An 11,880-nucleotide genomic window follows, 5' to 3' on the forward strand; every position below is an offset into this window, starting at 1 on the left:
GTTGGCTCTAAAGATAAATTAACGTATTTACGACTCATGCAACCCCTTTACGTTAAACCTGAGTGCATGAAATGCCACGGCCATCAAGGGTACAAAATTGGCGACATCAGAGGAGGTGTTGGTATCTCACTGCCGATGTATGACATATTGCGTCACGCATACCGCCAATTTAAAATTCACACCACCGCCTTCTTGATTTTATGGGCACTCGGAGGCACCGTACTTTTTTTGGGGTCAAAGAAATTACAGAAAAACACCAAAGAACTTGCCTTATCAAATATCGATCTGCAACGAGAAGTTGAAGAGAGAAAAAAGGCAGATATCGCACTCCAAAAAGAGTCTTCTTTTACCGCCTCCGTCCTAAACACCGCTGGCGCCTTAATTATGGTCATTGACAACACTGGCCACATCATTCGTTTCAACCAAACCTGTGAACAGGTTACCGGCTATAGCGCCAGCGAAGTTTCCGGCCAAAAATTTTGGAAGTTCCTTCTCTCGCCGGAAGAATCTCTTCAAATGCAAAACAGTTTTGCCAACATCAATCATGGTGGTCTGGCCATGAAGCGCATCGGCAGGCTTATCACCAAAGACAATAAGCGCCGAATTATTGATTGGGCCAATACAACTTTCAGAGCTCAGGATGGTTCAATAGAATATGTTATTAGTATCGGCATTGATATTACAGAAGAGAAACAACTGCAAGAGCAGCTCCTGCACGCCGAGAAACTCGCAGCGATAGGCAAGCTGTCCGCATCGATTGCTCATGAAATTAATAACCCCTTATTCGGTATTCGGAACGTGCTTGAACGCCTTAAAGAAAAAGCAGACCTTGATCATGACAATATGGAGTTTGCGGAACTGGCAGTTCAAGAATGTGACCGTATCAAGAATCTAATCAAAGACTTACAAGATTTTAACCGGCCTACATCGGGTATGTTCGTGCCTATTGACCTTCATCAATCTATTGACAATATGCTGCTGCTTTTAAGAAAGGAGTTTGAGAACAAAAAAATCACTCTGAGTCTGAATTATGCCAAGAGCCTTCCCCGCATCAATGCCATCTCAGATCAAATCAAACAGGTTATTCTCAATATCCTTAATAATGCAATAGAAGCAATTGAGGAATTCGGCATCATTACCATTACCACCAGACAGACCGATGAAACAGTTGTAATTGAAATCAGCGACACCGGTTCTGGGATTGATGATGAATCGATGCAGCACATTTTCGAACCTTTTTTTACAACCAAGACCAGCGTAAAAGGAACTGGTTTGGGTTTATCAGTGACCTATGGTATTGTGAAAAATCATGGGGGTTCAATTGCAGTAAGTTCATTGGAAAAGGGAACACTATTTTCAATCTCTTTGCCAATTTCAGGAGAAAAAAAACATGGATAAACTTGATAGGACAATCCTGTTAGTCGATGACGAAGCCATCATCAGAAAGACGATGGCCAGTAAACTTAAAGATGAAGGATTTACCATTCTTTGCGCCGGCAGCGGCACTGAGGCCATTGAACTTCTCCCTAAGCAAACCGTCCATATGGTTATTACCGACCTGATGATGGAGGGCATGAACGGCATTGAAGTGCTCAAAAAAGTTAAGAATCACAATCAGGAGATCGCCGTAATCATCCTGACAGGCTACGGTGAGTTGACCTCGGCAATCGATGCCCTGCGCTTGGGGGCAGAAGACTACCTGCTTAAACCCTGTGACCTCAACGAACTTTTATTCAGGATGTTTAAATGTTTTGAGAAACAATCGCTTAAAGAGATGGTCCAGTTATATGAAGATATCCTGCCAATCTGTCTTGATTGCAAAAAAATCAGAGATGACAGCCACAGCGAACCCGGCCAAGGAGAGTGGATGTCGGTTGAAAAATACCTGACGCGAAAGGCTGGAAAGAGTATGTCGCATGGCTACTGTCCCGACTGTGGAAAAAGGTTTCTGGAGTCCATTGACCGGCGGTTCAATAAATAAACGGTATCAGGCGCCACGTTGTTCGGCAATAGGCCCCATACCCATCAAAACTAACTCTCAAAAGTTTCTCTTCATAAAGCAGCTTGCCAAGCAGGTCCAGACAAAGAACAGCCAGGGTAACAAACCGTAAAAGTGATCCTTCGTTAAAAACCAGTGCAGCCATCAATAAAATGAGCGCCGTGTACATCGGATGTCGAACACGACGATATGGCCCTTGCCTGATCAGCACAGCATTTCCACCAACATCCGGCACCATCCGAATCAAGCCATGCCGCATGACAAGCAACGCCCATAGCCCAAGAATAATCGCTGCGCATTGCCCGAAGAGATAGATTCCGTCTGCGATGACAGGACCGGTAGCAATAATTATGACCACACAGATGAATTGAATCGCAACGAAGGAATAGGAGAGTATCTTATTCTGCACTGACTTTTCCGACATCTGACATCCAAAATCCAATCAGACCGACGACCTGAACAGCTCACCCAACGCCTGATCAATCGGATATCCCATAGCGAACTCCTGGGAGTCAGGCTTGGCTGAAACGCCCCACTCTTCTTCAGCCAGGCGTAGATGATCGTAAATCTCTCCAATAAGCTTTTGATTTTCGTTTGTAGTTCCAACAATGTAAAACAGGTAATCAGCTCCTCGCCGAAACATTCGCGAAGGACTGCCATCTCCAGTGCAACTATTATATTTCTCAACAGAGTCGTAAAACTTCTGCCCGACATCAATTGCAATTTTACCAATATCATGAACAAGGCCGGCCCGCAACATAACCCCAATCTCTTCTTCAGTACCCCCCATGACTTTACCGATGCGTTTTGAAATCTCTGCAACCCTTAAGGCATGCTCGAAGGTATAATGGTCCCGGTTGGCCAGCATCTCATCCATGGTGCCGCAAAGATCGTCAATCAAACTATCTTTAAGCAAGTTGGCATTTTCGACATTGATCTTTGCAGCCAGCAGGTTCATCTCCGCCTCTTTCCGATCCACAATCTCGGTCTCAAGTCCCTGAATAAGTCGTCTTTCTCTGAAGACTCTATTCAGTTTCGCTTCAAGTTCATCGCCCTCGAATGGTTTAATAATAAAATCAGTGCCACCGGCATCAATAATGTTGGAGTATATGTAGTTATCACTATGGCCGGTAATGACTACCACATCGGTTCCGGGATGATGCCTTTTAATATGAGCTAGAAGCTGCATACCATCCATCTTCGGCATCATCATGTCGGTGATCACAACAGAAAACGAGTTCCGTTCCAGCAACCCAACAGCCTCAAGGCCATCAGCTGCGGATTGACGGCGTAGCCCAAGGCTGAGACAATTGTGACAATTATCTGCCGAATCACCTGGTCATCATCAACAATCAGGATATTTCCTGAATTCGTGGAAAGTGCTGTCATTATTAAATTAGCGCTCTTAGTGCGGGCTTAAAAGATTAACTGCTTTAATTAGCCACAGAAGCACACGGAAACACACGAAAAAAAAGCAGTTGTTTGTGTTTGTTTGTGTGTTTTCGTGGCAAAAAATAGTTTTTAAACGTCATTGCAGCTCACGATAGCGGAGATCAACTAAAATCTCTGCGCCTCAAGCGAAGCGGGCGGCAATACCAGAATGTGTTGATATAATCGATTAAGAATGGAAATTCCTATACTATCGAGTTAATTTTCGATATTTAATTCGATGCGGCTGGTTGGCATCGACACCAAGGCGTTTCTTCCGATCTTCTTCATATTCAGTATAGTTCCCGTCAAACCAGGTGATCTGGCTATTACCTTCAAAGGCCAGGATATGGGTAGCGATCCTGTCCAGAAACCAACGATCATGGCTGATGACGACTGCACAACCAGCAAAATTACTCAAGGCCTCTTCCAGGGCGCGCAGCGCATTTACATCAAGGTCGTTGGTTGGCTCATCGAGCAGAAGCACATTCGCTCCATCTTTAAGCATCTTGGCAAGATGGACACGATTCCTCTGGCCTCCGGACATCAAGCCCACCTTTTTCTGCTGTTCACTGCCGGAGAAATTAAATTTGCCGACATAGGCCCGCGAGTTCACCTCTCTGGTACCAAGCATAATCGTATCCCGGCCATCTGTGATCACCTCCCAGATAGATTTTTCCGGGTCAAGATCGTCGCGACTCTGGTCAACATAAGCCAGCTTGACTGTATCACCCAGCCTGATGGTTCCACTGTCAGGCGTATCCTGGCCGCTGATCATGTTAAAGAGCGTTGTCTTGCCCGCCCCGTTGGGGCCAATAACCCCGACAATTCCCCCAGGGGGCAGGGAAAATGACATTCCCTCGACCAGAAGCTTATCATCAAAGGATTTGCTTACATTGTCAGCCTCAATGACTACGTTTCCGAGTCTTGGCCCAGGAGGGATAAAAATCTCAATTTCATCAGCCCGCTTCTCGCTGCCCCTCTCAAAAAGTTCCTCGTATGACTTAATACGGGCCTTGGATTTGGCATGTCTGCCTTTAGGAGACATCTGGATCCATTCAAGTTCGCGGGCCAGAGTTTTCTGGCGGTTTGACTCCTGCTTTTCCTGCTGTTTAAGTCGTTTTTGCTTTTGGTCAAGCCAGGACGAGTAGTTTCCTTTCCAGGGAATTCCCTCACCACGATCAAGCTCCAGTATCCAGCCAGCAACATTATCGAGAAAATATCGATCATGAGTTACAGCGATAACGGTGCCCTTATATCGTTGTAAATGCTGTTCAAGCCAGGAAACGGTTTCAGCGTCAAGATGGTTTGTAGGCTCATCAAGCAGCAGGATATCAGGCTCCTGAAGCAACAACCGGCACAGGGCTACTCGCCTTTTCTCACCACCCGACAACACCTTGGTTATGGTATCCTCGGGAGGACAGCGCAGGGCATCCATGGCCATCTCCAGACGGGAATCAAGCTCCCAGGCATTAAGCGCATCAAGTTTATCCTGCACCTTCCCCTGCTTTTCGATCAAAGCATTCATTTCATCGTCAGACATGGGCTCTGCAAATTTTTCGTTGATCTGGTTAAACTCAGCCAAAAGATCAACTGTGCCCTGCACACCCTGTTCAACTACCTGACGCACGGTCAGGGTTTCATCAAACTGAGGTTCCTGCTCAAGATACCCCACTGTATAGCCGGGAGATAAGGTAATTTCTCCGTTAAACTCTTTATCAACACCAGCAAGAATCCGGAGCAAACAACTCTTTCCAGAGCCGTTAAGCCCCAGCACACCAATTTTTGCCCCGTAAAAATACGATAATGAAATACTCTTCAAAACTGGTTGCTTGTTAAAAAACTTACTTACTCTGATCATCGAATAGATAATTTTATTGGGCTCGTCACTCATAGTTTTTCCTTTTCTATTTCTTAATAGTTTTCTTTGATTGTATTACAAAAACCCCGCAGGGGTTCCAGTGTTATAGCCGGTGTGCTTCAGCCACCGGTTATGACCAACAACATAGGTCGTCCTGGAAGGACGAAGTGATCTTTTACTTTCACAGATATTGCTCATCATATACCACACCATGCCGATGTAATAACATGATAGTTACACTACATCGTAATCAGTTTTAAATTTTCCTGCTCGATGAATCCTTGTCGGCCATCATTAAGTTTTACACTATACCACCCATCAGTCAGATGAATGACCTGTAGACTTGAGCCTCCGCCTAAGGGCTGACTGGTAATTGGCGCAAAACCACTGCCGGCGCCACGCCGAACATCGGTGGCTTTCATGAGTATCCCCACATGATTTGGCTGATAATACTCAACTGCCAAGCTGGCAAACAGGCAAAAGACAACAAACCCGCTAATAATAGAGGCGTATTTCGCAACAATATTCGTTCGTAGTATCAACCAGGTCAGACATAAAGCCGTCAATAGGGCCGAACCAATCAGAATCTTGATCTGCTCAGCTGCGCTTAATTTATAGTGAAAAAAAAGCAGACCGTCCAGTAAGGCGCTGGATTCAACATCAACCGCATTTTGACGCTTGGCAAGAGCCTGTGCCAGATTGCCTTTGATCCTGCTGTCAATGGGTAGAAGTTTTTTGCCAAGTTGATAGTAGAAAATCGCCTCTTCGTTTTGTTCCAGGTTAAAATAGCAGTTACCAATATTATAGCAGAGCAAGCCGTTAACGGCTCCATCCTGCTTCATACTGTTATATTGTGCAAGATAGAGCTCCAGAGCTTTTTCAAAATATTTTTCCCGTTCACCAATGGTTTGGGCGGCTATTCCCTTATGATAATTGACAATGGCCTCATCCTGGTCGGCGGCTTTCAGGTTTTCAGGGGCAGCCAGCAACACCAACATCAGCGCCACCATCACGGCACAGTTCAGGTATCGCATTTTCTTACGGCCTCCATTGTCTCTTTAAGTAAATGCGACGCTTGAGTTTTTCCAGAGAGATTTGCTGCGTACCTATTCAAATCAATCTCCTCAACAACGTCAAGCAGCGTCCGGGCAGCAGCCTCATCGATCTTCCTCTGATCAATCAATGGCTGCAGGCTCTGCTCATCAATATGAGGCACGGTGCAGATAAAACGCTCTTCCAGATATTGGTGCACGCAGCGCCCTAATTCTCGACAAAAGACAGGAAGATCACTGCCGCTCTGATCGAGCTGACCAACCGATTGCAGAAAGCGCTTATAGGCTTTGTTGGATTTAACCTTTGCAGCCATATCCTCACTGATGTCTCGTTTGCGATATAAGCGTATCACAAAAAGACAAAGCACACCGCCAAGAGGCAGGACAGCAAACAGCAGATTTCCATACTTTGGCGCATGGTTTTCGGTTGTTGCCGACCAAGGCACATTATCACTAATCTCGATTAATGGCGGCAACTCGACTTCCGGTTGCGCAGTTGAACCACCGCTCGCACCAGCCCCAACTGCTTCTTGCCCCGCAGCATCACCTTGATTCTGGTCTTTGAAAATTCCCTCTGGGGTCACTGTTTCTGGAGGCGCGTTAAAATCTGTAATCTGAGCGGTGGTCGATGCCGCAAAAACCTTAATGGGCACGGGGTCAGAATATACCGTCATATATTTTCTTGAGGCCAGGTTAAAATAGGTGAACGGTATTGCAGGTATCTCTTTGACGGTTTTCGATTTCACCCTGAGCCGCACTGAAAAAGATTTGACGCTCTGCTGCTCATTAACCTCGCCAACCACCGACTCCTGACTGACAATAAAATAATCTGTTATGGCAGGGACCTTATGAATCGGCGGACTTTTGACAAATTCCCATGTCCCCCGACCGGAGATTTCAATAAGCAGAGTAACGGGGTCGCCAACCCGAATAGCGGTATCACTGCTGGGGGTCACCTTTATTTTAAACTTACCGATAGCGCCATTAAAGGTATCGGGAACATCAGTATTCGGCAGCTCCAACACAGAGATTTTAAGTGGGGCGCTGTCTGCAAAAATGGGTTTGGTCTCCCGCACCAGTTCCGAACCAAAAAACAGAGAGCGCTGCCGAAAGGTTTTTCCGGTTTCGACGATCATTTTCAGATAGTTGGCAAACTCAAATTCACCATGACTCATCAACCTGAACTTTAAGTTGAAGCCCAGAGAGTTATATGTTTTCCCCATCATCTTTTCGGATCCCTGCCTTGCCTGCACAGCGATGCGCTGACCATTGGCGATTAGTTCAAAATTGGGGTTACTGTCCGGCAACAGCTCAAAGCTCAAATTCTTTAAAATGGGCAGAGATATCTCGGCGATCTCAGGACGCCCCGTAAAATTGCGATACAAAACGCGGCAGTTCAAATCAATCACCTGGGAGGGATAATAATAGGCCTGGGGATTATTAATGGTGACTAAGAACTGCAGGTCATCAGAGAAGGGCCGCTCCAATACCTGAAAGGTAATCGGCTTAACGCGATAACTCTCTCCGCCCATTGCAACGGTAAATTCCGGCAGAGTTAAAGGCCCAACCGTTTCGGCCGGGACAGAAAAAATATAACTTTTTACTATATCCGAGGAACTACGAACAGTCTTGCCATTAACAACCATCGTGAAGGAGCTGCTGCTTTGGCTGCGCACCTCATAGGGCAGGGCCACCCCATTGAGTTTCACATTGGCAACATCAATGGCTTCATTCTCATCTTCTAAACTGAACTTAAGGGCAAAGGAAAGCGCTTCGCCTACAATTGCCTCCTGCTTGATTATCTCCACATCAACAGATCCAGCCCGCACGGAAGTCGGCAGACAGGCGACAATGAAGAGCAGTAAAAAAAAGAGTGGGAGTATTTTTTTATATTTAAGTGATTCTTTGTTCATTTTTAATTTACGACAGCTGGGGCACAGAGCTTACGAAACAAATCCGAAATCCGAAATCCGAAATCCGAAATCCGAAATCCGAAATCCGAAATCACACTACCATGGCCGTGGCGTATTGAAAGCTCTTTTACCGCGACCTTCAACTTTTTCGCCCTGCTGGTTTTCATCCTGCTGGTTTAACTGCTGAAGAAGCTCTCGAGCCTCCTGAGCTCCGAGTTCCAAGGGTTTTTTAGGCTGGGAGCTCCCCTGCTTGTCATTTTGTCCCTGCTCACCCGGCTGGCCTTGCTGACCGTCTTTATCTTGTTGATCACCCTCCTGCTTGTCGTCCTGCTCATCTTCGCCTTTCTCTTTGTCCTGTTCCTCCGGCTTGTTTTTGAGCAGATCCAAAGCCTCCTGGAGAAGTTTAATAACCTCCTGGTGTTTGGTCAGGGTATTATGAAACTCTGCTGCCTTAAGAAAGGTTTCAATTTTTCCCATCTCCGACTGGGCATCTGCCACTTTACCAATAGCCTCCTTTAATTTTGAGGTATCTACCTGCTGGTTGGGGGCACCCTGCGCTTGATCATCCTGGCCGTGGGTCGGCACCTCTGCCAAGCCGATCTGCTGCTCAATGGCTGCTGTTCCTTTCCCGGTTATTTTTTTTATGTCTTCCTGATTCCCTGCAACATAACGAATTATCCGTGCAGGGTTTCCCTCTGTTGCGGCGGCTTCATTAGCCAATCGCGACTGTTCCTCGAGCTTTTTCTGCTGCTCTATTGCCAAGCTCAACAACTCCTGGCTCTCTGTGGGCTGCTCCAGAAATGCCATTCGCGATTTATCAATGGAGTTGGACATATCTTTACAAAGCAGTTCCGCCTGTTGAAATTTTTTCTCCTTTAAAAGCTGCGTGCCATCTTGTCCGGCATCAACAAAACGCTTCAAGAGCTCGACAGATTGACGCCGTACTGGCAAAGAGCTTGAATATGCTTCTTTTTTCTCAGGACTGTCCAGCTTTGCAATAGACTCATCAAGCGCAGCAAAATATTGCTGCAGCAGACTACTCAAGCCTGATGCCTCCTTGGTGACAATCGAGTTCTTTTTGGTCAGAGCGCTCACCGTATCCACCTGGGCAGGTAAAAGCTCCTCGAGACCTTTATAGAGGCCCCTGGTTCTCTCATAATAAAGGGCTATAGCCGTGTCTGGCGAGAAAATCAGCAGAGTACTCATGAGTGCAAGCCGCAACTCTGAAGATGCGGACAGCATCTCTTGCATATCCTTAGTTGTTGCATTTTTCTCCCGGGAATTATTAAAACTCAACCAGGCCATATTCACCTCCGCCAGGCCTTTCTTTAGTTGAGCAATAAGCTGTTTTCCCTGTTCATTAGTTGCCTGACCATCACTCTCCTTCAACTGCGCAGCAACTATCTCCTGCGTTTTCTGGAGATGAAACTGTAGAACTGCAATCTGCTCTTCGTTAATAGCGCCCTCAAGTTGTGGATTCTGGTGCTGATCACTATTTGAGTTCGTTCTGTCCAAACCGGCCTGGAGTTGATCCGCTATTGCTTCAATATCTTTAACAATTGTGGCAATTATCTGACTTGTTGACAGGCTTAAGTGCTGGTACCAGATAAGCGCCGTGCCGGACTGGGCGATCTGCTCCCCGATAGAGTCAACTGTTTCTTCGGAAATTCGTGAACTCTTGGCCGTAAGGTCTTCCCGGATTTTGTTATTTTTTGCCAGCAGTTCGTCAATGACAATTGGGATTATCTGCTTAGCAGCTACACCCAACAGATCTACCTCAGAGGTTAGGGACGTTGCCGCCTGGGTTTCCTCACCATCCGAATCCTGCTTCCCGGCAGGATCTGGATGACTGGGATCACCATCTGCATCGGCCTGCTGACTGCTTTTAAGTTGGTCAAGTAACAGGTCAATCGTATTGATAGTACCAATTGCAGCGGCAGTTTTGGCCAAAGCCAGACCACGTCGTTTTTGCCCGGCAGCCTTGGCGCCCTCACTGTCATCCATTTTTAGAAGAGTTGACGCCTGACTGAGAAGCTCCTCCGTTTCAGCCAACTCCACAACTAGATTCCCGTAAGCCTCCAGAGCTGGATCACTTTTTTCAAGAAAACTGGTCAGGCTCTGGAGAAGATCTATCATCTGGCGTGTGCTCTGCCAGCCCTTGAGTGGCTCCCCCCTCTTCAGACTGTCAACAATCCATTCACCTAAAGCCACCGTCTGCTGCACAGCCTTTTTTATCTCAGAAGCTGTGCCAATCTGCTGTTCAATCTCGGCGGTGTCTTGCGCTGGAGCAGGCTGACCCGTTGCAGGATTTACAGATGCTGTTTGATTGGCTTTAAGATTATCCAGCTCTACCTGTAATTTCTGCTCTTCTTCCTCGGCCAGGCCATTCAAAGCAATCATATCAGCATGATAATCCAACTGATACTCGGCCAGCCTTTTCAAGTTAAAGGCAAGAATATCATCGGAAATAGAGTTCAAATAGGTTCTCTCAAGATTCGGCAGAAAGCCCAGTTGGGCCTGAAGCAATCCAGCCACCCCATCTTCTAACTTTAGATTTTTTCGCTCTATTTCGCGAATCTTGTCCCAGGTAGCAGTCCACGACTCTCTGGCCAAGGCCCAATTCTGTCTGGCGTAGAGCCCGGCCTCCTGGACATCGCGCCCCTCTGCAATGCTCGTGGCCCTGGCATGGTCGAGCGAATTGCGATACAACTCAAAAGATTTCTCGTAATAGACCAGGGCCTTTTTCAGCTCAGCAACTTCCTGCTTCTCTGCTGTCTGTAATTCCGCCATTTGCAGAGCGGTATTGCCTGAGTTAAAATAGATATTACTCAGCAATTTTCGAGGCGGATCATTTTTAATTGCTTTTTCATACAGCCCGAGAGCCTCTTCATATTTCTGCTGACGATATAAAACATTGGCCTGATTATAGTACAGAGCCGCCTTTCCTGGTTCCAGCTCAAGGGCTTTGCCGTAAAGGTCATAGGCCTTGTCGTAATCCTGACTTGCAAAGGCCTCATTGCCTTGAGCCGCCAGATCCTTGACGCTCTCTTGGGCGGCTGAACTTATCACCGGCAAGATCAGTAGCAGGAGGGTTAGGGGTAGGGATAGTATAACGATTTTAATTTTCATGGTTGGTTGTTAGCTATTTATCTATGCAAAACTTTTACAACAACAATCGAACAGAGGAACAGAGGAACATTCGAATATTCGTCATTCGCCTGTTCGATTATTCGCCTGTTCGATTGTTCGCTCTTCTAATCTTTTTTTTATCCGAAATAAAAACTTCAGCTACCAGCAAAAGCAACGCCAACAACAGGGGCCAAACATAAAACTCTTGATAGACAATCTTCTGTTCCCCTTCCTCTTTTTGCTTTTCAACGAGTTCATTAAGCCTATCTTGGTCTATCTCGACTTCTCTGCCGATCTCTTCCTGGCTGCCAGCAGCTATTTTCTCCAGGTATATCTTTTTCATATCCACAAAACTATCCGCTGCAGAGACGGTGACCCCTTTGGCATTCTCACTTATCTTGCTTAAAAACTCTTCATTCAAGCTCGATTTAACCGTCTGCCCCTGCTCATCCTTAACACCCCTGACAATGGCACCGGCCTTGTTACCCAAGCCAATTG

Annotated in this window: 10 protein-coding genes; 2 read left to right on the forward strand and 8 right to left on the reverse strand. The window is 46.4% G+C overall.

Annotated features, from left to right (window positions below; genetic code table 11):
- The coding region (locus HQK80_12550) for a PAS domain S-box protein (GenBank protein MBF0223033.1) at positions 1-1,398 on the forward strand (1,398 nt) is incomplete at its 5' end.
- Positions 1,391-1,981 (forward strand): response regulator, encoded by a 591-nt coding sequence (locus tag HQK80_12555; GenBank protein ID MBF0223034.1) that lies wholly within the window; start codon positions 1,391-1,393, stop codon positions 1,979-1,981. The genes HQK80_12550 and HQK80_12555, both read left to right, overlap by 8 nt.
- Here the strand turns inward: HQK80_12555 and HQK80_12560 are convergent.
- From HQK80_12560 to HQK80_12595, 8 genes are all read right to left on the reverse strand, one after another.
- Positions 1,971-2,423, reverse strand: coding sequence for an isoprenylcysteine carboxylmethyltransferase family protein (locus HQK80_12560; GenBank protein MBF0223035.1), 453 nt, complete (start codon positions 2,421-2,423; stop codon positions 1,971-1,973). The genes HQK80_12555 and HQK80_12560 overlap by 11 nt on opposite strands.
- Positions 2,424-2,441: 18 nt before the next feature.
- Positions 2,442-3,251: a response regulator gene (locus tag HQK80_12565; GenBank protein ID MBF0223036.1), complete on the reverse strand. Its 810-nt coding sequence runs from the start codon at positions 3,249-3,251 to the stop codon at positions 2,442-2,444.
- The gene (locus HQK80_12570) at positions 3,221-3,388 is read right to left on the reverse strand and encodes a hypothetical protein (protein MBF0223037.1); all 168 of its coding nucleotides are present in this window, start codon (positions 3,386-3,388) and stop codon (positions 3,221-3,223) included. The genes HQK80_12565 and HQK80_12570 overlap by 31 nt, the downstream gene beginning before the upstream one ends.
- A 250-nt stretch (positions 3,389-3,638) precedes the next feature.
- Positions 3,639-5,321: an energy-dependent translational throttle protein EttA gene (gene ettA, locus HQK80_12575; protein MBF0223038.1), complete on the reverse strand. Its 1,683-nt coding sequence runs from the start codon at positions 5,319-5,321 to the stop codon at positions 3,639-3,641.
- Between the two features lie 206 nt (positions 5,322-5,527).
- Positions 5,528-6,322 carry a hypothetical protein gene (locus HQK80_12580; GenBank protein ID MBF0223039.1) on the reverse strand — a complete coding sequence of 265 codons (795 nt, stop codon included), beginning with the start codon at positions 6,320-6,322 and terminating at the stop codon, positions 5,528-5,530.
- Positions 6,310-8,253 carry a BatD family protein gene (locus HQK80_12585; GenBank protein ID MBF0223040.1) on the reverse strand — a complete coding sequence of 648 codons (1,944 nt, stop codon included), beginning with the start codon at positions 8,251-8,253 and terminating at the stop codon, positions 6,310-6,312. The genes HQK80_12580 and HQK80_12585 overlap by 13 nt, the downstream gene beginning before the upstream one ends.
- Before the next feature lie 96 nt (positions 8,254-8,349).
- Positions 8,350-11,382: a tetratricopeptide repeat protein gene (locus HQK80_12590; protein MBF0223041.1), complete on the reverse strand. Its 3,033-nt coding sequence runs from the start codon at positions 11,380-11,382 to the stop codon at positions 8,350-8,352.
- A 97-nt stretch (positions 11,383-11,479) separates the two neighbouring features.
- Positions 11,480-11,880 (reverse strand): hypothetical protein (locus HQK80_12595; protein ID MBF0223042.1); only part of this gene is annotated, 401 nt, incomplete at its 5' end.

Source organism: Desulfobulbaceae bacterium, from assembly GCA_015231515.1.
GTDB lineage: Bacteria > Desulfobacterota > Desulfobulbia > Desulfobulbales > VMSU01 > JADGBM01.

Excerpts from the sequence above, each read along its gene's own strand:
- ettA (MBF0223038.1), bottom strand. The coding sequence starts at position 5,321 with ATGAGTGACGAGCCCAATAAAATTATCTATTCGATGATCAGAGTAAGT.
- HQK80_12585 (MBF0223040.1), bottom strand. The coding sequence starts at position 8,253 with ATGAACAAAGAATCACTTAAATATAAAAAAATACTCCCACTCTTTTTT.
- HQK80_12570 (MBF0223037.1), bottom strand. The coding sequence starts at position 3,388 with ATGACAGCACTTTCCACGAATTCAGGAAATATCCTGATTGTTGATGAT.
- HQK80_12590 (MBF0223041.1), bottom strand. The coding sequence starts at position 11,382 with ATGAAAATTAAAATCGTTATACTATCCCTACCCCTAACCCTCCTGCTA.
- HQK80_12580 (MBF0223039.1), bottom strand. The coding sequence starts at position 6,322 with ATGCGATACCTGAACTGTGCCGTGATGGTGGCGCTGATGTTGGTGTTG.
- HQK80_12555 (MBF0223034.1), top strand. The coding sequence starts at position 1,391 with ATGGATAAACTTGATAGGACAATCCTGTTAGTCGATGACGAAGCCATC.
- HQK80_12560 (MBF0223035.1), bottom strand. The coding sequence starts at position 2,423 with ATGTCGGAAAAGTCAGTGCAGAATAAGATACTCTCCTATTCCTTCGTT.